17 protein-coding genes and 1 pseudogene are annotated in these 21946 nt (G+C 57.3%); 9 read left to right on the plus strand and 9 right to left on the minus strand.

Annotated features, from left to right (window positions below; translation table 11 throughout):
* Positions 1 to 347: 347 nt before the first annotated feature.
* From AAFG16_RS17580 to AAFG16_RS17595, 4 genes are all read left to right on the plus strand, one after another.
* The gene (locus AAFG16_RS17580; RefSeq protein ID WP_342739969.1) at positions 348 to 488 is read left to right on the plus strand and encodes a hypothetical protein; all 141 of its coding nucleotides are present in this window, start codon (positions 348 to 350) and stop codon (positions 486 to 488) included.
* Positions 489 to 772: 284 nt separating this feature from the next.
* Positions 773 to 1705: a TauD/TfdA family dioxygenase gene (locus AAFG16_RS17585; RefSeq protein ID WP_342739970.1), complete on the plus strand. Its 933-nt coding sequence runs from the start codon at positions 773 to 775 to the stop codon at positions 1703 to 1705.
* A 238-nt stretch (positions 1706 to 1943) separates the two neighbouring features.
* Positions 1944 to 3212 carry an extracellular solute-binding protein gene (locus tag AAFG16_RS17590; protein ID WP_342739971.1) on the plus strand — a complete coding sequence of 423 codons (1269 nt, stop codon included), beginning with the start codon at positions 1944 to 1946 and terminating at the stop codon, positions 3210 to 3212.
* A 201-nt stretch (positions 3213 to 3413) separates the two neighbouring features.
* A complete protein-coding gene (locus AAFG16_RS17595; RefSeq protein WP_342739972.1) occupies positions 3414 to 4226 on the plus strand; it encodes a class I SAM-dependent methyltransferase in 813 nt (270 codons plus the stop codon).
* Positions 4227 to 4319: 93 nt separating this feature from the next.
* Here the strand turns inward: AAFG16_RS17595 and AAFG16_RS17600 are convergent, their stop codons facing one another.
* From AAFG16_RS17600 to AAFG16_RS17630, 7 genes are all read right to left on the minus strand, one after another.
* On the minus strand, positions 4320 to 5642 hold the full coding sequence (locus AAFG16_RS17600; RefSeq protein WP_342739973.1) for a class I SAM-dependent methyltransferase: 1323 nt from the start codon (positions 5640 to 5642) through the stop codon (positions 4320 to 4322).
* Between the two features lie 58 nt (positions 5643 to 5700).
* A complete protein-coding gene (locus tag AAFG16_RS17605) occupies positions 5701 to 7056 on the minus strand; it encodes a hypothetical protein (RefSeq protein ID WP_342739974.1) in 1356 nt (451 codons plus the stop codon).
* A gap of 196 nt (positions 7057 to 7252) precedes the next feature.
* Positions 7253 to 8266, minus strand: a complete 1014-nt coding sequence (locus AAFG16_RS17610) for a succinylglutamate desuccinylase/aspartoacylase family protein (RefSeq protein ID WP_342739975.1) — start codon at positions 8264 to 8266, stop codon at positions 7253 to 7255.
* A 23-nt stretch (positions 8267 to 8289) separates the two neighbouring features.
* Positions 8290 to 9180, minus strand: coding sequence for a class I SAM-dependent methyltransferase (locus AAFG16_RS17615; protein WP_342739976.1), 891 nt, complete (start codon positions 9178 to 9180; stop codon positions 8290 to 8292).
* Positions 9181 to 9768: 588 nt separating this feature from the next.
* On the minus strand, positions 9769 to 10935 hold the full coding sequence (locus tag AAFG16_RS17620) for a PLP-dependent aminotransferase family protein (protein ID WP_342739977.1): 1167 nt from the start codon (positions 10933 to 10935) through the stop codon (positions 9769 to 9771).
* A complete protein-coding gene (locus AAFG16_RS17625; protein ID WP_342739978.1) occupies positions 10932 to 11603 on the minus strand; it encodes a CDP-alcohol phosphatidyltransferase family protein in 672 nt (223 codons plus the stop codon). Before AAFG16_RS17625 ends, AAFG16_RS17620 begins: the two co-directional genes overlap by 4 nt.
* A gap of 428 nt (positions 11604 to 12031) precedes the next feature.
* The gene (locus AAFG16_RS17630; protein WP_342739979.1) at positions 12032 to 13240 is read right to left on the minus strand and encodes an aminotransferase class I/II-fold pyridoxal phosphate-dependent enzyme; all 1209 of its coding nucleotides are present in this window, start codon (positions 13238 to 13240) and stop codon (positions 12032 to 12034) included.
* Positions 13241 to 13775: 535 nt separating this feature from the next.
* Between AAFG16_RS17630 and AAFG16_RS17635 the strand changes: the two genes are divergently transcribed.
* Positions 13776 to 14987, plus strand: a complete 1212-nt coding sequence (locus tag AAFG16_RS17635; protein WP_342739980.1) for an aminotransferase class V-fold PLP-dependent enzyme — start codon at positions 13776 to 13778, stop codon at positions 14985 to 14987.
* A gap of 295 nt (positions 14988 to 15282) precedes the next feature.
* Here the strand turns inward: AAFG16_RS17635 and AAFG16_RS17640 are convergent, their stop codons facing one another.
* Complete coding sequence (locus AAFG16_RS17640) at positions 15283 to 16398, minus strand: FAD-dependent oxidoreductase (protein ID WP_342739981.1); 1116 nt, start codon at positions 16396 to 16398, stop codon at positions 15283 to 15285.
* Between the two features lie 677 nt (positions 16399 to 17075).
* Entirely contained in the window at positions 17076 to 17888 is an 813-nt protein-coding gene (locus tag AAFG16_RS17645; RefSeq protein ID WP_342739982.1) for a phosphocholine cytidylyltransferase family protein, read from the minus strand.
* A gap of 705 nt (positions 17889 to 18593) precedes the next feature.
* Between AAFG16_RS17645 and AAFG16_RS17650 the strand changes: the two are divergent.
* From AAFG16_RS17650 to AAFG16_RS17665, 4 genes and pseudogenes are all read left to right on the plus strand, one after another.
* A pseudogene (locus AAFG16_RS17650) lies at positions 18594 to 19713 on the plus strand (IS110 family transposase).
* Between the two features lie 618 nt (positions 19714 to 20331).
* Entirely contained in the window at positions 20332 to 21330 is a 999-nt protein-coding gene (gene trbB / locus AAFG16_RS17655) for a P-type conjugative transfer ATPase TrbB (protein ID WP_342739983.1), read from the plus strand.
* On the plus strand, positions 21327 to 21668 hold the full coding sequence (locus AAFG16_RS17660; protein ID WP_342739984.1) for a TrbC/VirB2 family protein: 342 nt from the start codon (positions 21327 to 21329) through the stop codon (positions 21666 to 21668). Before trbB ends, AAFG16_RS17660 begins: the two co-directional genes overlap by 4 nt.
* The gene (locus AAFG16_RS17665; RefSeq protein ID WP_342739985.1) at positions 21668 to 21943 is read left to right on the plus strand and encodes a VirB3 family type IV secretion system protein; all 276 of its coding nucleotides are present in this window, start codon (positions 21668 to 21670) and stop codon (positions 21941 to 21943) included. The genes AAFG16_RS17660 and AAFG16_RS17665 overlap by 1 nt, the downstream gene beginning before the upstream one ends.
* Positions 21944 to 21946: the final 3 nt, after the last annotated feature.

Below are 21946 nucleotides of genomic sequence, written 5' to 3' on the forward strand. Positions count from 1 at the left end.
GCTGCCCTTTGGGCCCTTGCCAGAGGAGCGCAGCGCCCATGAAATGCGCATACACTTTCAAGTTTCAGCGTTAGGTTCGGGCTGGCGTAACAAGCATGACTAGCGCGTGCCCCTGAGCATTCTCGCCGAGAGCTACGCACTTCTGGATCCCGATCGTCCGACGACCCCCGAGGGTTCAGAAGCGTGCGCGTGCCACGTGCGTCTGTCGTAGCTGCGACAACACAGCATGACAATTTGCAACACTCGCTACGCTACCGGCAATTTCCGTCGGCGATGAAGGCTTGACCTCCAGTGTTCGCGATTGGCACGGTGCTTGCTCGCGATCAACCAGCAACACGAGGCCCGATATGAACGTCAGCGCCATCACCCACCATCCATCCGCCAGCACTCAGGCGCTTCGCACCATCGCAACCAAGATTGCCTTCACTATTATCGCGACGAGGCTTATCGAGGCAACGTACAGTCTTGCGCCGAGCTGCAACGATTGATCCAAGCGGACGCGACGTTTGGAGGGCGTGGAGCAGGGGTCAGGTCCCAGTAGGCCCGGAATTGGTCTGGCATCGCGACGCTGAAACGAGCGGATCGGACGAACGTAGCTTATGACCGAATGGAGCGTTCCCATGAAGCCCGTCGAGGTTGACGCCTGTCAGATCATCCGGCCTTATTCAATGCAGATATAGCAAGGCGCACCGGCAGGGTGCTTGATCGTTCTCACCCGTCGCCGGTTTATTGTTTGATTTGCCGAGGCTCCGCAAGCTTGGAGAATATCCCTATGACTGAAACGGCCATGATCGATAATATCATCCCGTGTGCGGACATCGTTAAACGCACGGCTCGCATTGGCGCTGAAGTCAGGAATATCAAGCTGTCGGGCGACTTGCCGGACCAGATGATCACTGCGATCAACAAGGTACTCCTCGAGCACAAGGTCATCTTCTTCCGTGACCAGAAACATTTAGATGACTCCGAACAGGAGCGGTTTGCTCTTCGCTTCGGAAAGCTCACCCCGCATCCGACGCGCGATGTTGCTAAGGGAACCGCATCCATCCTCGAGATTGATTCCGCCCGTCCAGCTAACCGGCCCGACATTTGGCACGTCGATGTGTCCTTCGTTGATGCCTACCCCAAGGCTTCGGTGCTGCGGGGCGTCGTAATTCCACCATTCGGCGGCGATACGGTCTGGTCAAATACCGCAGCAGCCTATCTCGACCTGCCGCCGCCGTTACAACGGCTCGCCGAAAACCTCTGGGCTGTTCACAGCAACGCTTACGACTACTACGCCATGAGGTCTCACGCCACGGAAGCCGACAAGAAGCATTTTGACGAGATTGACACCAGAACGATCTATGAGACGGAGCATCCCGTCGTGCGCGTGCACCCCGAGACTGGCGAGCGCAGCTTAGTCCTCGGCGATTTGGTGCAGCGTTTTATCGGTATCCCGAAATATGACGGGCAGAGGTTGTTGGATCTATTCCAATCTCATATCACGGCACCAGAGAATACAGTGCGCTGGAGCTGGAAGGAAGGCGATGTCGTAATGTGGGACAACCGGGCCACACAACATTATGCGGTGAACGATTACGGCGACCAACGTCGCGTCGTTCGTCGCGCCACCATCGATGGTGAGGTGCCTATTAGCATCGATGGCCGGTGCAGCGTAACGCGCGTCAAGGCCACCAAACATCCACCCGCGAAGCTCGCCTAGCGAGCTTGCACAATCATCCACGCATGTAGCCGGTCAACGGCCCATGCGGCGTGACGATTGTTAAGGGGCCTTCGCGGCGGCCAGTCTCGTCATCGTAGCCCGCCCTCGGAGAAGAGCCAATCGCGGCTATATTCGAGCGGCCACGAGGCGAGCTTATCCCAGCCGACGGGGAAATTTCATAATAAATTCAATCAACCGTTGACGATCATCGATTAAGTCGGCACTAGGAGATCGCTCGATGCGCACTGCACGTAGAACGTTCCTTCTTAAAGGGGGGGCGGCCATTGGGGCATTCGCGATCCCAGCAATTAGCCACGCTGTCAATAAAAGCAGATTGACAATCAGCTATGGCGCTCCGCGCTTTGCGAAGATGCTGGCCGATCTGGGCCAGAAGTTCGTCGGCAAGCATCCGGAGACGGAGGTTCAGTTCATCGCAAGCGGCGACAACTGGGACCTTCTCTTGCAGGACACGTTTCGTGGAGCGCTTGTCGGCGATTTGCCGGACGGTACCTGGCAGTCACTTACCTATGCCCAGATACTTGCCAAACGCGGAATCTCGCAACCAATCGACACGTTTTCCGGAGGGGCCGAAAAGCTTGCAATGACGGGGCTATCCCGCCCGTTGATCGATGCGACAATGGTAAATGGCAGGAGCTACTCGCTGCCGTTCGGAACAACGATTCCGGTCGCTTACTACAATATGGACGTTTTGAAGCGGGCGGGGTTGTTAGTCGCCGAGCTGCCGAAAACGTGGGAGGAGATCATTAAGATCAGCAAGAACGTGACTTACCTCGGTGGATCCCTCAACGGCGGATATATTGAGTATACGTCCACAAACGCTTGGATATTTCAGAACATTCTTGCGACGCTTGGCGGACGCATGATGAATCCCGCACAGACCGATATTGCCTTCAACGGACCTGAAGGACTGCAAACCCTCGAGATCCTAGCCAAGTTCGGTCAGGCCAACAAGTTCGATATGACGCTGGAGCAAGCCAGACAGGCATTCAACTCCGGAATCACCGGCGTGCATATCGGAACGGCCAGTTCCATCAACTCAGTTGCGAAAGCGGCCTCAGCCCATTTTGAATTGCAGGTCGGTCAATTGCCTGTTCCGAATTCCAGCGGATGGCTGGTCGGAGCGGGACACGGCTTCTTTATTTTAGCCAAAGATCCGGAGCGGCAGAAGCGTGTCTGGGACTTCATTAGTTTCGCGGCCACTGCTGATGGTCAGGCAATCTTAGCCAAGCACACTGGATACCTTCCGACCAACATGATCGTTCTGAATGAGCCACAATTCCTTCAGCAGTACCTCACTGCAAATCCATATCATCGCTCCATTGTAGATCGGCTGTCCATCACTGGCGATCAGTTTTCTTTCCCTACAGACAATGCAGTGAAGATAACAGACATGATGGCCGAAAATATGCGCAAGGTGCTGACCCAACAGTCGGAGCCCAAACGAGCATTGGCGGAAATGGCCGACCAGAGTCGAAAGCTGCTATAGCTGGTTGGCCGGGTCATCGGGGCAGCGATCAAATGACCCGTGACGAACCCTTCGCGCGGGTGCGCTTTAAACGTGAAAACGGCGCTGCATAGGCGACGCGGAGACTCGGACACGTCCGCAGTACACAGCAGCCCGACCAGGGACGGTCGCTTCTGTCATCGCCAAAAGCCTGTAACGCTGAAGCTGAACGAAGGAGTGCCCATGAATACTCACCTGACATGGCGGGTCTACGATGGCTGTGCGGTTGACTACGATGAGTATAGACCTCGGTATCCTGGGGATGTCTTTATCATCTTGTCACGCTATCATGTGATGCTCGCTCCGCTTCGGTCAGCCGCAGATGTAGGGGCTGGGACCGGCATTTTCAGTCGACAACTCATAGAGTCGCTACCGAGCATTGAGGTGTTGACCTGCATCGAAGCGAACTCGGAAATGGCGGCGATTGCGAAAAAACGTTCGGCGAACATTCGTGGACTCGACGTGGTGGTCGGGTTTGCAGAGAACCTTCCGCTGCCGGATCGTTCATGCGATCTCGTGACGGCAGCGACGTCGGCCAACTGGTTCGATAGGCCGCGATTTTATGAGGAGGCCGCGCGGGTGTTGAAGCCTTTCGGAACACTGCTGCTACTACAGAACAATCACCGGTACTGGGAGAGCGCATTCCTCGATGACTTCTACAGCTTTCAAGAGCGTCACATCCCTGGATATTCTCGGGGCCACTACTCGAATTTTACCGGCGGTTATGGAAAAGCTGACTTTGAGGCGGAACTCCGTTCGCGGCCCGACCTAGCGGCTGTCGAGCGTCATAAAGTAGAATGGAGTCAAACGGTCACCGCAAATCAATTTCGCGGCTATTGTTACTCCATGGCCCACATGAAAACGGCGATCGACCGGTCTGGCGCTGCCGCAATCTCTAAGGAGGTCGATGCGCTCCTGGGGCGGCACCAGGATGCTTCAGGCCATATCGCGATTGAATGGCTCACTGACATCGTCTTGAGCAGAGTCACGTCTTAGGCGCCAGCGCTGCAAGGCCGTCTAGTAGATGATCGATGCGTACCGAGCACACCGTCCGACCATCTGGACGTACGCATGTGCAACAGTAGGCCACTAAACTGTTGCCGCCTTAACTCCCTTCACGATAGTTTGGTAGTAGCCCGTTTTGTTCGGCGGCAGAATTTCGATGTTTTTGAAACCCGACTGGTCGAGCAAGGCGACGAGCTCCCCGGTTCGGAGAGCTCGGTAGTGCCCAACGAAATGATGGGCTCGCCACTCACCATCGTTTTGCAAGGTCAGATAGACGTGAAACCTGTAGGATCGATCATCAATCCAGTCCCAGACATGGTGAACTATCCGCCGGTTTGCACCATCGGAAAAGAATGATGGCTTGGTCGATGTCTGTCGTTCGTCGAGCACCATATCATAGTCACGGATGCTGAACATAACCAAACCGCCGTCAACCAATTTCTTGTTCATGTTCTCAATCGCTTGGCGAACCTCAACGTCACTCTCCAAATGTGGAATAGAATTTCCCATGCAAAGCACCACGCCGAAATGCTTGCACGGCACCGCGGACAAGTCCCGCATGTCGTCAACGCGAAATTCAATGTCGTATCCACGCGCCAGCGCTTCGGAGCGAGCGCGGCGGACTGCGAGCGGTGAAAGATCGCTCCCCGAGATGTCGTAATTGAGTCCAGCCAAACCCAATGCTTGCGTTCCGATACCACAAGAGCAATCAAGTATCCGACCTGCTTGGCTTGGAGGAGGCAAGAGCTGGCCAAGGCATTCGGCCTGTTTCTTTATCGTTTTGTCCCAACTTTCAAATAACAAGTGGTACACTGAGGCGAGATCATCATAGAAGCCCGAAAGCATCGACTGCTCCGCTTGTATGCGTTGGTCCACTGCAGATCCAATCGAAGCATCAGGTTCTGCATTCGCGTCGAAATGAGCTGCCCGGTCTGAGACCACGCTTCCTTCACGTCCCTGATTGTCTAGATGTGAAGACGACACTTCATGATCCGCTGAACGGAGAGCGGAGAGCCGTCTCTTAAGGCGTATTAGAAAGCTAGAGCACAGGGAATCAAGGGCCTGGTCGCACCCTTCGAATGGAACGACCCAGACCTGCCGATCCGGAACGGTGGTTTGGGCGGAACGGGAGGGATCAAGTTCTCCGATGGCGGCTAATCTGGCGTTTGCGCCCCCATTGCAGACCTGCCTGATCGTCTTCCAATCAGGGTTTTCAGTGCTGAACGATCTTTTGTCTGCCTCTTCCGGAGACCTCCCCTCGTTTTCACGATGAAAGTAGTCAAAGGCATGCGCTGTGGCCAGACTTGCGTTGAAGAGATCGTCAATGCCTTGACTTGAAGAAAATCGGCCCACGGCTCGTTCGGCGAGTTCAATGTATTCACGCGCAGTTTCCGGAAACTTCTGCATCCTGGACCTCCACAATCGCACTCCTGGGGGATTCGCACGGGCAACAACCTTTGCGTACTCAACGCTTTGCACTCCATTCGGCGTTGCCAAATTGCCTACAAAGCGACGGGCTGCGTAGCTCCGGCGGCGCAGCTCCTAACCAAGCAATCCCTTCAATGCCGCCCTCGCGGAGGCGGCCTTCAAAGCAATAATAGATCTCCATGTTATCGGATTGGTGCTTTGCAACGAGGTGAAGCTCATTGCCTAAGGCGACTCCAGTAATCGAGCCGTCAAATACATCGCCTCGGTAGACGCCTGAAATAGCGGACCCCTGCTGCCTTAACTCCATGGCATGTTCCTCCATTCGACCGGCGAAACTTACGATACTAGTCCAGAGTCCCGGGAAGTCTTCGCTAGCTTTCGGACGCATCAGCTCAGAGTCGCTCGCATGCGCAGATTGCACAGTGCGAAATGCACTATTAAGAGATCTGGCAACCAGGCGAGCCTGCTCATCATCGATGATGTTGAACGGATCAATCGTCACGGCATTCTCGACCGAGTAGAAGTCCGGAAGCTGAATCCGAAAATCACGAAGCATCCTGGCGACGATTTCGTCGGCGGGTATCCTCTCATCGGCCCAATACACCTTCAGGCGTGGCGTGAGCACCGCCGAACTTGAGGGCTCAATTGAAACACGGAAAAGATCGGGCGAAATGTTTGAGGCGACCGTCCTTAGTAGCCTCGACCATTTTTCTTCATCTTTCGCACGTAAAGACGGGGTAAGCCAAGCCTGCAGGGCAACAACGGCGCCTACGATCTCCTCTTTCCCAACTTTCATCGCCCGGCCAAACGAAAGGTGTGGTGGCCCGTTTGCCCAGGCTGCCCGCGCCAGTTGTTCTGATCCGATCAATAGGCCGGTTGACTGTGGGCCGCGCATATACTTTCCACCGGAGTAGATAGACAATGTTGCGCCCCGGGATAGCCACGGGTCGGGCTTGCCGGGGGACAGTCCGGCTGCATCCACTACAATTGGCACGTGCCCAAGGCGCTCACGAATGGCCTCCACGGACATCTTTCCAGTCTCTTCCGCCCTTCCGAGGAAACAGACCATGCAAGCAGACTCAGCTAAGCCGGCGAGCGCTTCGACACTATCGAATGGAAACAGTTCAGCTCCGACAGCGCCTATGACCGAGTCATAGGGAAAACGGTGCGCACGCGGAATGAGGACTCTATTTTTCAACTCACCGGTTTTGGGCAACCGGGTCATTGCAATCGGTTCGTTGCGGGCGATGCATGCGGCGGTTGCCAGCGCAAGGGCAGCGACGCTGCCGGCCGTCACTACACCCCATTCCGCCCCAGTGAGTTGAGCGATGTATCTACCGACTCCTTCAGCGAGTTCATCCATGTCGACGAATGCTTCGCTGGCAACTTTCATGGCCTGCTCCACCATTGGACTCGGGTTACTGCCGCCAAAGCTCGACCTGGTCCCAGCGCAATTGATGATCGGCTGAACACCCAAAGCGTCATAGATCCAGCCACGATGGCGCTTCTCGTTCGACCTAAGCTGATCGCCTAACGAACGCAATTGAGGGCGTGAAGTCATGAATTTGCTGTCCTGGGACTCAATCGTGCTATTCGGGGCTCCATGTTCTCCCGACATTAAACAGACAATCACCGAGGGTTGCCCGCGCCAGAAAACGCCGGCACAAAACAATGCCACCCACCCCAAAGTGAACTGAAGCAGGTTTCCGCCAAGGCTCTTCAGTAAAGTGAATGCGCCCCGCCTCCTGGCCATCGCTGACCGTGTCGCCAAGATTTACAAACGGCTCGAATAGGCCGCTTGCCGGGGAATAGACGAAGTCATTTGGTCGAACACGATAGAGGAGTTGGATGGAGCAAGAAATGGGCTCCTTCGGAGCTTGGTTCAGGACACCGATATGATGCAGCACGCGCGCAAGACCATCCTCTGCAGCGCGTAGCAGATTGCGTGAGGCGGTGCCGCCACCGCCTAATTCGGTCGAAAGACAAGGGATGCTACCAAGGCGATCGCAAGCACCGGTCAAGCTGCGATCTCCGCCTGTCGATGCGTCTGTCGCGAACCCGACGGGTAAGCCGAACACTCGAAGAAGATCCACGCTTTTGCGCAGTTGTGAAGCGGACTTCTGAGCAATAATCACGGTAGAAGGCAAATACTCAAGGGAGCTACCTCCCGAATGAAAATCGCAAACCAGATCACAGCCCGGTAACAGGGTTGTTTCAATGAAATGCGCGATCATCATCGTTGGGGGGCCATTCGGATCTCCCGGAAAGCTTCGATTCAGGTTTCCGTTATCCAAGGGAGAGACCCTTTGGCCAGCCTCAACCGCAGGCGCATTCGCCCCGGGGAGGATTATTAAATGTCCCCGAATGTCCTTTATCTGTAACGACTGGATCAGCTTTATCAGCATGATCTGGCCCTCCCACTCGTCGCCGTGGTTACCTGCTATCAACAAGACCCGAGGCCCAAATCCATTCTTGAGGCTCGCAATCGGAACTGGGATCCATCCATATGCTGACGCATTGGTAGACGTCGGAACGCGAAGATAACCGGTGATCTTGCCTTCCTTCTGAAAATCGACTTCCGACCAGATTCTTGACGGCTGCATAGTGTTTCCGCCTCACGTAGGGGCTAATTTCCAACGATCGGCACAGTCGTTGTGAGTTCGGTTCTGTAGGTCACACTAATATTGCCAACAGCGTCGCAGTGGTCAGACATGATTGACCGTAGCTCTTTCATAATGATGTCGTGGCCGTGCGCTGTGCGAGCCATTTTGAGTTGGATCGTCGACAGCGCGAACGCCTCAAAACTGTCGAGACTAAACGTTCTTGGCCAGTCCCACTTTTGGACCATGATGTTCGAAAATCGATCGTCTGAGGCAAGCTCAGTCTTGAAGTTGGCGACCGAATGTCCGCCTTGCGCATTCGCGTATGTGCCTGTTCGATAGCCGGGAACGAACTTCTCGAGGAATCGCTCAAAGGACTGGAAGAAGCCAGTTTCATGACAGCGCTTGTTCTGCAATATCGCGAGGACACCGTTATCCACCAGGAGGCGGTGCGCTTCCGCGTAGAAACGCACACGGTTGAACAGTTGTGCGGCACCAGCGGCCGTTATTGCCACAACCGTTCGATCGCTAAACGGCAGTTGCTCTGCTGGCGATTGGACGAACCGAATTTGCCAGCTCGTCTCTGTTGCTTCAATCGCCCGCCGGATCATCATCTCACTTGGGTCCACACCCCGGACTTCAAATGACGCGCCGAGAGCATCGGACAACATTCGCGTGAAAATACCCGTACCGCAGCCTACGTCGACTATTTGGCGGGAGGAGCGAGCCAAAGACCGCGCCCGCTTCGCAATCTCATGCACTGGTCCGATCGGATATCCCGGTCGTTCCTTGTCGTAGTGCTCACCAAGGGTCTGATAATGTTCCCATCCTAACGATTTCACGGAACTTTGTGTCGACACGACATTCTCCGAAGAAAACTTCGATGCGTTGAGCCTTATGAAGACCAGAACGGACATTGGGTATTGGAGCTACGCTTGAAAGCGAGCAGGCTTCGAAGCAGGCGGGCGAAAGGGTTGCTCGCGTTCAGGCCTAAGAACAATGCGACTGTCCTATAGCTCTCGTGAAGCGGTAATGAGATGGAAGGCCAGGCACGTGCCGTTCATTGCCAATCTGTTCGAATCCGTGATGTCGGTAAAACGAGCTGGCCGTTGTTCGCCCGTTGCACCAAATTAGAAGCCCTCCACGCCTACGGATCTCGCGTAAACCATGATCAAGCACGGCGCTGGCAAAGCCAAGGCGACGGAATTCTTGGGCCGTTGCCATTCCATGAATTCTCCAACTGCGCCCTAACGACTGACATTCTTGATCCGCTTCCATGTCTTCGAGAACAAAACTGCCGACGGACGCCAGCGCCGATCCACAGTAAGCGCCGACGTGAAATAGGACCTCGGCGCAAGGGTAGGCTGGCACTGGTTTCGGAGGTGCGGGTGCTAATGCCAGGGTCCGAAGCTCGACGCCCGCTTCTTCGGAAATGAGGCGAACATGCAGATCAGTATCGCAGGTCTGGAACTGATCTCTTCCTGCAGCCTCCGGTGACTGGCCGTTCATCGTGTGACCCCAGATCTGCCGCCTGAATCAAGAATGGATGCAACTGCTTTTAACCCCCGCACAAGTTCATCTTGATCCGACGGCACGCCCAAGCCTATCCGAAACTTCCGAGCGCCCTGCTGAGTATTAACGGCAAAGGAATTGCCTGGTCCAACAACCACTCCAGCATCAAGGGCCGCCTTGACAAAGGCGTCAAGCTGCCATGCCTCCGGCAAGTCGATCCAAAGATGATAGTTGAATTCGCTTGGGAATCGCTTCATGCGGGGGAGGATCGACGAAGCAAGGGCCCGGCGCCTCAAGGTTTCGGCTCGCACCGATTGCAGTATTTCTGAGCCGATCCCATTTGTGAGCCAATGTGATGCGACCTCTGCCACTAAGGGTGCGACCATCCAATTCGTGGTCCGCACTCCAGGCCAAAACACATTCTGCGAGATGTCGGAATTCGGACCCACGACATACGCGAGCCGAAGCTGCGCGGCGAGGGATTTGCTAAGTCCCAAAATGTACCAGCTGCGCTCGGGCGCATAGAGAGAAAGTGGGGGAGGCGCCTTTTCCGGCAGCACGCCGTATATATCGTCTTCAAAGAGCCAAAGATCGTGTCGACGAGCCACCGTCGCGATGTCTGCGCGTCTTGCCTCAGACATCGTTGCAGACGTTGGGTTATGCAGTGTGGGCATGCAATAGAGGGCCCGAGCATTGTCGCCCAGCTCGACGCACACTTCCTCAAGACTTACCGGATCAACCCCCTCAGCATCCATCGATACAGCGCGGAGCTCGATGCCGAATAAAGAAGAAAGCGGCTTGATTGCTGGATAAGTCAGCTCTTCCGTTAGAAGGACACCGCCCGGTTTGACGAACCGAGCCATTAACATCGCCAGGACGCTCTGCGAGCCGTTTGCGAGCAGGACACGTTCCAAGCTCGGTTTCTGTCCCAGGCGTCGACTCAGCCACATTGCGCCCGCCTCTCGATCGCTCAGAGTTCCCATGAAGCGAGGAAAGCGAATGGCATCGGCGATATTTGCAGCTCCAAAGTCGGCGAATGTCTCCGTTAGAGCACGTTGAACCACAGGGCTGGGAGGCGGAAAATTCCGGCCAAAATCGATGGGGTTCGCGTTGTGAGATACAGGCAGTATTGGCCGCCCAGTCTTGCTCAAGTCATTCATTTCTCGCTCCCTAGCCTCAAGCTCTTGTATTGATCGCTGATCCTATCGCTGGAGCTGGATTGGGGGATCATCACCAAAGCAACGGATCCTGCGATCGCGAAGCCGGTCGCGATCGGCACTCCGATCCCCCGAATAGCCGGAACCCGGATCGCAGTCGTTATATGAAGCAGTGCAAGGACAATAAAGGCGATCGCCATGACCGTGGGAAAGACATCGTCGGGAAATTGTGATCGTGCAAGCAGCAGGATCGCAAGAAGTGGCGTATCATACGAGACGGGGATCCCCGTGAATCGTGCATTGTCTGTAAGACCCACATTCTCGAAATAGCTAAGTCTTATGGCACCCGCCAAAGTGAGAAGTGCACTAGCGAGGAGCGACAGGGTTGTGCCTCGGCCAACAAGAATAATGATTGCAGCCGGGAACACGACACCATGAATGAGGTCGACAAAGCCATCGAAGCTTTTTCCGAAGTTGGCAACGCCCGGACGGCGAAGATGGATAGTCTTGCGGGCAACATGCCCGTCCCAATGATCCAGAGACCAGGTAGAGAGCATTGCCGCAACGCCGAGCTCAATCTTGCCGTTGAGAGCCAGGAACAAGGCGATGACGGCGATCAAGCAGGCGAGGGCGGTTATGGCATTTGCATAGTCGCGTAGATATCCTATCATCGTCTACTCATGGCTGCATCGTCAGTCAGTTCGACTGCCGAAGGGTTCGTTGGCGCGTAGACCGCCGCAACGGGTGTCAGGCGCAGCTCGATCGGCAAATGGTTGAATTCTCTGTTCGGGGACTTCCCCCTTCCTGGAAGACATCCCGCGGGAACGGCGGTGTTGGTCGCTATTTCTGCATGAAGTGGTGAATACCTTCGATATCGGTTGCCGCAGATCTGCTCGGTGCCGCTTGCGGTGCACCGCCACGATGCTTGCGCCGTGTATTCGGAGCGCGAGCCGTTCAGCGCCTTGCGCTGCATTAGCCTTGCGTTCACGCCCTTCAAGGGGGCAGGGCCAAATGCCGTGTAGGGGGGCAATCTTGTTCCTGCGGCGAGAAGCACCGCCCGGGGCGCATTGAGCATCTCAAAATGTCCTTCGTGGGAGGTTCATGCGGCTACTTGCCTGTTCTTCAGGCTATTCAGAGTCTCGACCATTCGCTTCAGTCCGAGCTCCAGCAGGTCCGGGGGAGCTCCGAAGGAAAGACGCAGGCCGTTCACATCTCCAAACGTACGGCCAGCAACAGATGCGAGACCGGCTTCATCGAGGAGCAAGCGCGCAATGTCGTCGGTGGATCGAACGGGACTTTCTGCAGGCAGAAGGGAGATAAGCCTAGTCAGATCGAGATAGAAGAAGAAAGAGCCTCCTGCGCCGGGCGTGGCCACATCGTGCAGACCGGACAGAATTAGGAGACCAGTGTTGCGAGCCTGGCATAGGCGCTCATGCATCTCCCGTTCAAAACTGCCGTCACCCACTTGAAGGTGGTGCAAGATCGCGTGCTGCGCGATAACATTGGCATTCGAAGTCGTATGGCTCTGCAGCTTTTTTGCCGCGGCAATGATCTCCCGAGGAGCGGCGAAATAGCCTAATCGCCATCCGGTGATCGCCAGCTCCTTGGAGAAGGCGTTGATGAGGATTGTCCGAGAACGTACGCCGGGATGCGCCATGACGATCGACTCATGGCGGGTGCCGGTGAATACCAAGCTGGAGTAGCATTCATCGGAAATGATCCACATCTCGTAATTGATTGCGAGATCACCGATAGCTCGAAGGGTCGCTCGATCATAGACGGCGCCGGTAGGATTGTTTGGCGAGTTAACGATAATGGCTTTGGTATGCGACCCGACAACCGCGCGGATCGCATCGATGTCGGGAATATATGTCGGCGGCTGGGCATCAACGAATACGGGCTTTGCCCCTGCAAGAAGAACCTGGGATGGGAATGTTGGCCAGCATGGGCGAATGATGATGACCTCGTCGCCGGGATCGAGCACAGCCAACGCAGCGTCGAGCAGCCCTTGCTTTGCACCGGCGGTGACTACGATGTCCTCCGTATTCCAGGCGATGCCTGTTTCAGCGGACAGTTTTTCGGCTATTGCTTTGCGAAGCGGCGTGAGGCCGATGGAATCGGTATAGCGGTTCGTCCCAGCTTTGATCGCGGCAATTGCCCCTTCGCGCACGGATGATGGTGGTTCGATGACAACTTCGCCGGCTGCCAAATCGATGATCTGACGTCCGGTGGCGGCTGCTGCTCTGGCTGCCTCACGGGCGGCGGCAGTACCCGGACTTGACAGCAGAGATATCCGTTGCGCCAACATGAGGGTTCCTCCTGAGCTGATTGTTGCTTTTGCTAAGGCGACCCCAACCGCATGACCACCGGCGAGTGAATACTTCAAACGAGATCGGCTCTTCCGTTCGCCGAACGCCGTGCTAGGCAATGGACCTAAGGGTTATCGAGGTTAGCGACTTCTAAATCGCGTAAGGCAGGCCCCAGCACTTGCATGAGCAAGGAGATGGAGAGCAGATCTGGGCGCGGAGCATTGTGGAGCCGAATAGTCCGCGCGTCGATCACGGTTATCGACCAGAACAGACACTGAGTGAGTCTGCATGCTGAACTCCGTGCAGCTGATTTTTGCCCAACCCGATGCTCATCCGTAGAATATTGATGTGCTTCCGTCACACGATCAATCACCAAGGCTGGTAGTTGACCAGGACGCATACGTTGGTAAGTAAGTAGCGGATTAAAGCGGATTTGCCGCTCTTGCGGCGCCAAGTATGGACATGTCCATACTTGCTTCTGGCGACGACTTCCATCATCTGCAAGCCCGTCCATGAGCAAGCCGGATTTGAGACATGCTGCAGTCCGATTGCGATCTTGCTGCCTGCGCCCGTGACAAGCACTATTGGGACGCCGTTCGCGCGCTCTATGCCGTGACGCGGGATCTGGTCAACCTGGAGAACGGTTACTGGGGCATCTTGGCGGAGCCGGTGCGGCGTGAGTTCATCCGTCAAATCGATAAGGTCAACTACGAGAATACCTACTATGTGCGGCAGCGCTCGGGAGCTGATTTCGAGGATGTGCGCACTAAGGTGGCGGAGGCCGTAGGCGCGGCGGTCGAGGAGATCGCATTCACGCGTGGTGCAACGGAGGCGCTGCAGCTTCTCATTGGCGGCTACAACAGGTTGAAGCGCGGCGAGGCCGTGCTCTACGCAGATCTCGACTACGATGCGGCACAGTATGCGATGAACTCGCTCAAGGCGCGCCGCGGCGTCGAGGTCGTCAAGTTCAACGTGCCGGAGCCCGCGACCCGCCAGGCCGTGCTAGACGCCTACGCCCGCGCACTCGAGGCAAACCCGAAGACGCGGGTCCTGTTGCTCACCCATGTCAGCAACCGGACGGGCCTCGTCATGCCGGTCGCCGAGATTGTCCGCATGGCAAAGGCCAGGAACATCGACACCATCGTCGACGCGGCCCATTCGTGGGGGCAGCTTGATTTCAAGGTAGGTGAGCTTGGGGCCGATTTCGTCGGCTTCAACCTGCATAAGTGGATCGGCGCGCCGCTCGGGGTCGGCTTCCTCTACATCAGGAAGCACCGCCTCGCCGACATCGATCGCTACATGGGCGATGAGGACTTCCCCGAGATCGACATCCGCTCGCGGGTGCACACCGGCACGGTCAATTTCGCGACGGTGCTGACGGTGCCTGCGGCGCTTGCGCTCCACCAGGAGATTGGTGCGTCCAAAAAGCAGGCCCGCCTGCGCTATCTGCGTGACTACTGGGTGAGCCGTGTCCGAGCGTTCAAGGATATCGAAATCCTAACTCCGGATGAGACTGACCTCTACGGTGCCATTACGTCCTTCCGCCTTGCCGGCAAGACGGGCACGGCCGACAATGATGCCATCGTGGCGCAGCTCAGGGACGGCTACAAGGTGCTCACTGTGCGCCGGGCGGGCGTCGCCAAGGGGCAATGCATCCGTGTCACCCCTGGGCTCCATACCCAGGAACAGGATCTCGACCGCTTAGTGGAAGCGCTCGCCCTCGTCACAGGGACGAGAGCTGGCTGAGGCGCTCGTGCATGTGGCCCACGCGAAACACTCTGGCGTTCGGAAGCATCCGTCTGACCACTGGCGCGCTTGCCGATCAGCTCGGGCGCAAGCGCATTTTTCGGGGCGGTATCAGGCTTTTCGTCGCAAGGCCACCGCGGACCAGTAGGAGCCCGCAGGAAAGGCGACAACGCCGCAGCCTTTGTTCAATCCCGCTTCTACGAGGTCGCACTCACGGCAGAGCGTGCGGCTCCCGCACCGACCGTAACACGCCTAAGAGTACCGCTCAAATGCCTCCAACGATTGTGAGCGGGGACTACTGGAGTCTTGGCGCTCTATTTCGATCTTTCGGCTGATTGAAGCGCTCTGGTCGAAAGGCGCCAAGCACCTCACATGATCCGTCCTTTGCAATTTCCGTGGTGAGCAGTAACGCGACATATGGGGCAAGCGTGATACCTGCGTGCGTAACGGCAATGAATATCCGTTCTTGACCAGGTAGTCGCCCGACGATCGGGTAGCCGTCTTTGGGAGCGGGGCGGCTCCCTCTTCGCGCGGTAATGGACTCCCCAAAAGACGGTTCTTTGAGCTCGTCCCTTACTAGCGAGACATTCTCTCTGGCAGACCTAATCTCCAGACCCGTGTCGCAGAAAGCCGTGGGATCGTCGGCGTTGCCGACGATGAGAGAAGGCCCATTCGTCCGGAAATGTATATGATTGGCGAAGACAACGTGCTCGATCGGAGGACCAAAATATGGTATTTGTATAACCTCGTCGGGCAACTCATGAACCAATGGCGCACACCCGAGATCTTCGAGCAGGGTGTTAATTCCGATGCCGTTGGCCAGCACGACCATATCGACGAGATAGCAAGTACGATTAGTCCAGACCACAGCGCCTTGTTTGAGCGGCTCGATCCTTGTACATTTTTCAGAGACGCAGTGGGCAAGCCCGGTAGCGACGGCTACGTCGATCATACGTTTCGTGAAATGAACGGAATCGAGCCATCCCTCTTCAGGAATCCTCACGATAACTTCGGGAGCCCCCGGGATGCTTAGATTGGGCTCGAGGTTCAACGCATTATTTCGTGAAAGGTACTCAACGATCCTTCCTAGTCCCTCGGCCATACTCGCTGCCTGGAGCAATTTCTTATTTTGTGCGGGGTCGGTTGACCAATGCAATGTTCCTGTTGTTCTAATGGAGTCTGCCAGACCTATCGGACGTGCGACGTCCATGTGGTAGTTGAGCGCTTCGGAGCTGAATTGCATCAAGTTAGGCGTCGCCGCAGCGAAGAAGCTTAAGGACGCGAAACTCAATCCGGTCGCGCCAGAGCCAGGGGTTGCTCCATCAAACAACAGTACCGTCATTTCATTTGCGGCGAAGTGAAGCGCGAGTGACGCGCCCATGATCCCGGCTCCGACAACAGCGACCAACATTGAGTCCTCCGTCAACCAGTGGGGTGGTGCGCTTGTTGAGCAGAAGCTACTGGCAAAGAGGGGCTCCGCCACGACTGTACTTTTCGCTTTTTGTGTCCCGAGCCATTGCACGGCCAATGTAGTCGGACCGCTTCTCGCGCTTCCTCGGTTGAGACAGAGAGACTGGCACTCCGGAAAGTTATAACGGCTCTGGCCGAACTAGTTGTGGTTCCATGCCGAACATCTGAAGCCAAGGCTTGATCAGCGCGACGTTCATCGTCCAGTCAGTGACCTGCGTCTTTGATCGAATCAACTACTAACGTTGGTAGTGAACGCAAATTGTTGAATTTGGCAGTTACGTGCGGCAGGCCGAACAGGCGAGTTCCAGCGCCACGTGTACGGCGGGTTGTCGATACCAGCGGCGTTGTCGACTTAGCAGCGTACGACCGCTGTGGCCTGGCGGGCACAAGCCCCAACCGTGACGAGGTCGCCCCTTTGCCGGTAGCCGCGACGCCGACCGCGGCCACCACTGCGGTGGCGTTCAACGGTCCGATGCCGGGAATGCCGGTCTAGAGCCGTGTCATCGTGTACATCGAAGAGTTCGATCATGGCCGCGTGCCTCTCCCGCTTGCTAATCGCCGCTTCCACCTCACGGCGTCGGGGAGTTGCGGCATTTGCGAGATTTCAAGGTAGGCGCTTTAAAGTTTGGTTCTCCGCTCATTCGGAACGTCGGCGCGATCGAAGGCGGGCGCCCTGGTGAAAATGCGCTCGGCGATGAGCAGATCTTCGGTGCTGTCGATTTCGTACCACTTAAGATCATCGCAGCGTGCCGCCGCAAGCCGTAGGCCACGCCTCTCCACCAGATCAGCAAGAAGCTCCTCGGTGTAGGCCTGCCAAGCTCCGGATCCGATGATATCGTCCAATGTTGGAACGATCATTGTCCTGAGGGTCGCCGCTGAAAATCGTAGCAGGTTCATCGTTTTGAAGAGCCTCGGCCCATTTGCGACAAGGTTTGCCGCGGTCTGCTTCATCCGGAAACTCGTGATGAGGCCGCCATCAGATAACAAGACAGCCGAGCCCTCCATCGTTTCAGTAAAGGGAGCAACTGCAGCTACGTCGGTTGCCTGGCTGAGCATCAGGTGGTGCAACACATCCTCTTCAAAGAAGACGTCGCCTTCAAGAAGGAAGCAGTCTCCCGAAAGAAGCGCGTCGCGTGCCAGCCAAAGGGAGTAGGCGCTACCGGTGCGGTCGAAGACGGACGATTCGACATACTCGATCTCGAGCCCGCCGAAGTCCTTGCCGCAGGCATACTGAATAGCGTCCTTGCGGTAGCCGACAACAATTGTAACGTTTTCCACGCCGACCGCTTCCAAATTCCACAAGGCATTGTGGAGTATCGGCCTTCCATTGACCTCGACCAGCGGCTTGGGCCGCAGATCGGTCAACGGTCGCAAACGGGAGCCGAAGCCGGCCGCAAGAATGACAGCTTTCCTAGGCGCTTTGGTGGTCATTTTATTCCCTCGTCATTCTTCAATATCGTGTCCGCGCCCCCAAGCGTTAAGGACTGAGACGAGCTTGCTCCAACCGATGCAGGAACTCAGTTCCACCTGTACAGAGCCGGTCAGACTCCGCGGCACTCGGTTCGTGAGACTTGGCGGACCGAGCAAGTCGTCGAGCTCTGAACGGATCGAAAGCGCGAGCGCTCGCGCGTCGGCGACGTGAACGCTAGGCGACAATTTACTCCTGGGTACGAACCAGGCAGCATTGACCGGCGCCTGATTGGCGCCGAGTGACGTTCATCGGTGCAAGGTGACATGTTTCTGTCATCTCGGTAAATGACGAGAATTGGTAGTTGACCAAGCTTCACATTTGTCGCGTCTCGCTATGGATGAACTTACGGCCGTTGGTGGTGCAAGCTGGAAGAATGGCGGCCAATGCGTAGCTTGAGTGGCCCGCTGCATCGGTGACGATGCAACCCGGCGTGAGACGCAAAAACGTTAGCCGCCGTGAATTCCTTAGCTCGACGGCGCCTTTTGCGGTGTTTGCTGTGGCTGACTAGATTTTCGGCCTGGCGCCAGCCCTGGTCGGATCTGACCCCATGTCCGCCCTTGAGCTAGACTGTATGTCCCCTCCACAAATGAGGCGACTCACCCTCGATGTTGCCACGAGGGTTACCCGGCTGGACCGGGCAGAGCCTCAAACAAGGAGGGCGAGTCGTGGGTCATCATACCGAGGCCTTTGTCGGAATCGATACGTCAAAATTGCGTAATGCAGTAGCAATTGCCGATAGCGGCCGTGGCGGCGAGGTAAGATATCTCGGGGAGTTTCCTGCCACGGAGGCGGCGATCCAAAAGCTCGTAGCAAAGCTTGCGGCGAAATACCATTATCTGACGTTTTGCTATGAAGCAGGGCCGACAGGATACGGTCTCCATAGACTACTCAAGAGCCTCAGCCACGAGTGCCTGGTGGTAGCTCCCTCGCTGGTTCCGAAGAAGGCCGGTGATCGCGTGAAGACGAACCGCCGCGATGCAGTAAGTCTCGCCAAGCTGTTGCGCGCGGGCGAGCTCACCGCGGTTTGGGTGCCGGACGAGCGGCACGAAGCCATGCGCGATCTCTCACGCGCCCGTCAGGCCGTGAAGAAGGATCACCAGGGCAAGCGCCAACAGATCTCGTCATTGATGCTGCGGCTAGGACGCATTTATCCGGGCAAGACGACGTGGGGACCAGCCCATATGAGATGGCTGACATCGCAGAAACTCGAGCATCGCAAGCAGCGCATCGTATTTCGAAGAGTTACTGGAGGGGATACGCCAGGAAAGTGAACGAATGGAGCGTTTGGAAGATGCCATCCGCGAGGTAGTACCCGAGTGGTCGCTCGCCGAGGTTGTCGCGGCTCTGCAGGCGATGCGGGGGATTGATCTTATTGCAGCTGTGGGGGTGCTGGCTGAGATCGGTGATCTCTCCCGCTTTCAAAATCCGCGCGAGCTGATGGGCTATCTGGGTCTGGTGCCCACAGAAAGCTCGACTGGTGACAGGGTCAAACGAGGCAGCATCACCAAGGCCGGTAATGGGCGGGCGCGACGTATTGTTGTGGAGGCGGCCTGGAGTTATCGATATCCGCCGCGCGTGAGCCGAGATAAGCGGCCAAAGGTGGAGGCCGCACCGAGACGCGCGCGTGAGATTGCGTGGAAAGCGCAAACCAGACTATGCGCGCGCTTCCGCTCACTCGAGCGGAAGGGCAAGCGGCGAACTGTAATTGTCACGGCGATTGCCCGAGAGCTATCCGCCTTCATTTGGGCGACCAATCGCGAGCTCACACCACCTCAACAAGCGTAACGTCGTTGGGGGGCTGTCGACCGCTCCAGTCGTGAGGTGCGCTCGACCGGCCCACAGCCCCATTGCTGCAATCACAATCAGGAGGGCAGTTGCGGACATCAATCTTGCAGAGGTGAAGGTGGGACCACGGCAGGGGAAATCCTGAAACCCATTATGTGGCCGATCATCTGATCGACGCCCGACGCTAGACCACGGACGGCCCCAGAGAAAAAACGGAAATGCGGTATCCAACCCGCGCATCAGAGCCTGTTCACCGACGTCTTTGGGTCCCGCCTTCTCCTCTGCACGATACATCGGCGCAAGAACCTCACGATGAGTTCTCGTGGAGATGGGAAACCGTGTGCTGTGTGCTTGACTCGGGACATCAGAGTGGGTTGGCCCGCTTGGCGGCGTGCTCCTACGAGGGAGAGCCGGCGCGGAGCCTCAGGCATCGGAAGCGGGCCTGACGAACGTATCGCCTGCCTTGAGCAGCAAGCTTTCGATGCAGCAAGTATTTTTTCGCTGCTCTATGCCGGATCCCTACGCCGGCTGAATACTTGTTGAACTAACGCATTTCCTGCCTTTTCTATCCATCCCCGTTGCTGATCGCTTGCCGCGATTGGCTTTCGGGGGAAGATCGTGGCGGGCATTTCACTCCATTCGGAAGCGTTCTCGCGTGGTGCGCGCATGCTGCGCACCGCGCTTGGTCCCGCGATTGCGACCTTCCTTGAAGATACGTCGATCGTCGAGGTGATGCTCAACCCCGACGGCCGGCTCTGGATCGACCGGCTATCCGGCGGGCTGGAGGATAGCGGCCGGACGATGTCCGCAGCCGACGGCGAGCGGATCGTGCGCCTGGTCGCGCACCATGTCGGCGCTGAGGTGCATGCCGAGAAGCCGCGCGTCTCGGCTGAGCTTCCCGAGACAGGGGAGAGGTTCGAGGGGCTTCTTCCGCCCGTCGTTGTGGCGCCGGCCTTTGCGATCCGCAAGCCTGCGGTTGCTGTCTTCACCCTGGATGACTACGCAGCGGCGGGCATCATGACGGCCGGCCAGGCGGGCGTGCTCCGCAAAGCCGTGGCCGCCCGCAAGAACATCCTGGTCGCCGGCGGCACCTCGACCGGCAAGACCACGCTGACCAACGCACTGCTGGCCGAGATCGCCGGCACCACCGATCGCGTGGTCCTGATCGAGGATACCCGTGAGCTGCAGTGTCGCGCTCCGAATCTGGTCGCGCTGCGCACCAAGGACGGCGTCGCGTCTCTGTCTGACCTGGTTCGATCCTCGCTCCGCCTACGCCCCGACCGGATTCCGATCGGCGAGGTACGCGGTAGCGAAGCTTTGGAGCTCCTCAAAGCCTGGGGCACGGGCCATCCCGGTGGGATCGGCACGATTCACTCCGGCACGGCGCTCGGCGCGCTCCGCCGCCTCGAGCAGCTCATCCAGGAAGCCGTCCTGACCGTCCCCAAGGCGCTGATTGCTGAGACCATCGATCTCATCGCGGTATTGCGCGGCCGCGGCAGCGAACGCCGCCTCGCTGAACTCGCTCTCGTCGCCGGCCTCGATCCCGCCACCGGCGATTACCGCGTCCAGTCTGCCGAGGCGGGCGGCCAATCCTCGCTTTCCGGAGACCGATCATGATCCAATTGCCTGCCGCGATCCGTCGCGTTCGTCGCCGCTTCACCGACCTCGCGACGATTGCCGTCATCTCCATCGCCCTTGCCCCCGCTGCCTATGCTTCCGGCTCCTCGATGCCGTGGGAGACGCCGCTCAATCAGATCCTGGAGTCGGTCCAAGGGCCCGTCGCCAAGATCATGTCGGTCATCATCATCACCGTGACCGGCTTGACGTTAGCGTTCGGCGATACGTCCGGCGGCTTCCGCCGGCTGATCCAGATCGTATTTGGCCTGTCGATCGCCTTTGCCGCCTCGAGCTTCTTCCTGACCTTCTTCAGTTTTTCCGGCGGAGCGTTGGTGTGATGGCCGGCATCGTCGATCCAGAAGTGCCGGGCTTCTTCGCGCCGGTCCATCGCGCGCTCACAGATCCGATCCTGATGGGCGGCGCGCCCCGCACGGTTGCGATCGCCAACGGCACGTTAGCGGCAGCCATCGCGCTCGGCCTCCAGCTCTGGATTCCCGGAGCGCTGATTTGGGCTGTAGGCCACGCCGCGGCGGTCTGGGCCGCCAAGCGCGATCCGCTATTCGTGGACGTCGTCCGGCGTCACCTCCGCTATCCATCCTATCTCGGCGAGTGAGGC

The sequence above is a fragment of the Bradyrhizobium sp. B117 genome, from assembly GCF_038969555.1.
Taxonomy (GTDB): Bacteria; Pseudomonadota; Alphaproteobacteria; order Rhizobiales; family Xanthobacteraceae; genus Bradyrhizobium.

Excerpts from the sequence above, each read along its gene's own strand:
- AAFG16_RS17580 (WP_342739969.1), top strand. The coding sequence starts at position 348 with ATGAACGTCAGCGCCATCACCCACCATCCATCCGCCAGCACTCAGGCG.
- AAFG16_RS17645 (WP_342739982.1), bottom strand. The coding sequence starts at position 17,888 with ATGACCACCAAAGCGCCTAGGAAAGCTGTCATTCTTGCGGCCGGCTTC.
- AAFG16_RS17585 (WP_342739970.1), top strand. The coding sequence starts at position 773 with ATGACTGAAACGGCCATGATCGATAATATCATCCCGTGTGCGGACATC.
- AAFG16_RS17600 (WP_342739973.1), bottom strand. The coding sequence starts at position 5,642 with ATGCAGAAGTTTCCGGAAACTGCGCGTGAATACATTGAACTCGCCGAA.
- AAFG16_RS17590 (WP_342739971.1), top strand. The coding sequence starts at position 1,944 with ATGCGCACTGCACGTAGAACGTTCCTTCTTAAAGGGGGGGCGGCCATT.
- AAFG16_RS17660 (WP_342739984.1), top strand. The coding sequence starts at position 21,327 with ATGATCCAATTGCCTGCCGCGATCCGTCGCGTTCGTCGCCGCTTCACC.
- AAFG16_RS17610 (WP_342739975.1), bottom strand. The coding sequence starts at position 8,266 with ATGCAGCCGTCAAGAATCTGGTCGGAAGTCGATTTTCAGAAGGAAGGC.
- AAFG16_RS17615 (WP_342739976.1), bottom strand. The coding sequence starts at position 9,180 with ATGTCCGTTCTGGTCTTCATAAGGCTCAACGCATCGAAGTTTTCTTCG.
- AAFG16_RS17625 (WP_342739978.1), bottom strand. The coding sequence starts at position 11,603 with ATGATAGGATATCTACGCGACTATGCAAATGCCATAACCGCCCTCGCC.
- AAFG16_RS17630 (WP_342739979.1), bottom strand. The coding sequence starts at position 13,240 with ATGTTGGCGCAACGGATATCTCTGCTGTCAAGTCCGGGTACTGCCGCC.
- AAFG16_RS17620 (WP_342739977.1), bottom strand. The coding sequence starts at position 10,935 with ATGAATGACTTGAGCAAGACTGGGCGGCCAATACTGCCTGTATCTCAC.
- AAFG16_RS17605 (WP_342739974.1), bottom strand. The coding sequence starts at position 7,056 with ATGAAAGTTGCCAGCGAAGCATTCGTCGACATGGATGAACTCGCTGAA.
- AAFG16_RS17595 (WP_342739972.1), top strand. The coding sequence starts at position 3,414 with ATGAATACTCACCTGACATGGCGGGTCTACGATGGCTGTGCGGTTGAC.
- AAFG16_RS17635 (WP_342739980.1), top strand. The coding sequence starts at position 13,776 with ATGCTGCAGTCCGATTGCGATCTTGCTGCCTGCGCCCGTGACAAGCAC.
- AAFG16_RS17640 (WP_342739981.1), bottom strand. The coding sequence starts at position 16,398 with ATGTTGGTCGCTGTTGTCGGAGCCGGGATCATGGGCGCGTCACTCGCG.
- AAFG16_RS17665 (WP_342739985.1), top strand. The coding sequence starts at position 21,668 with ATGGCCGGCATCGTCGATCCAGAAGTGCCGGGCTTCTTCGCGCCGGTC.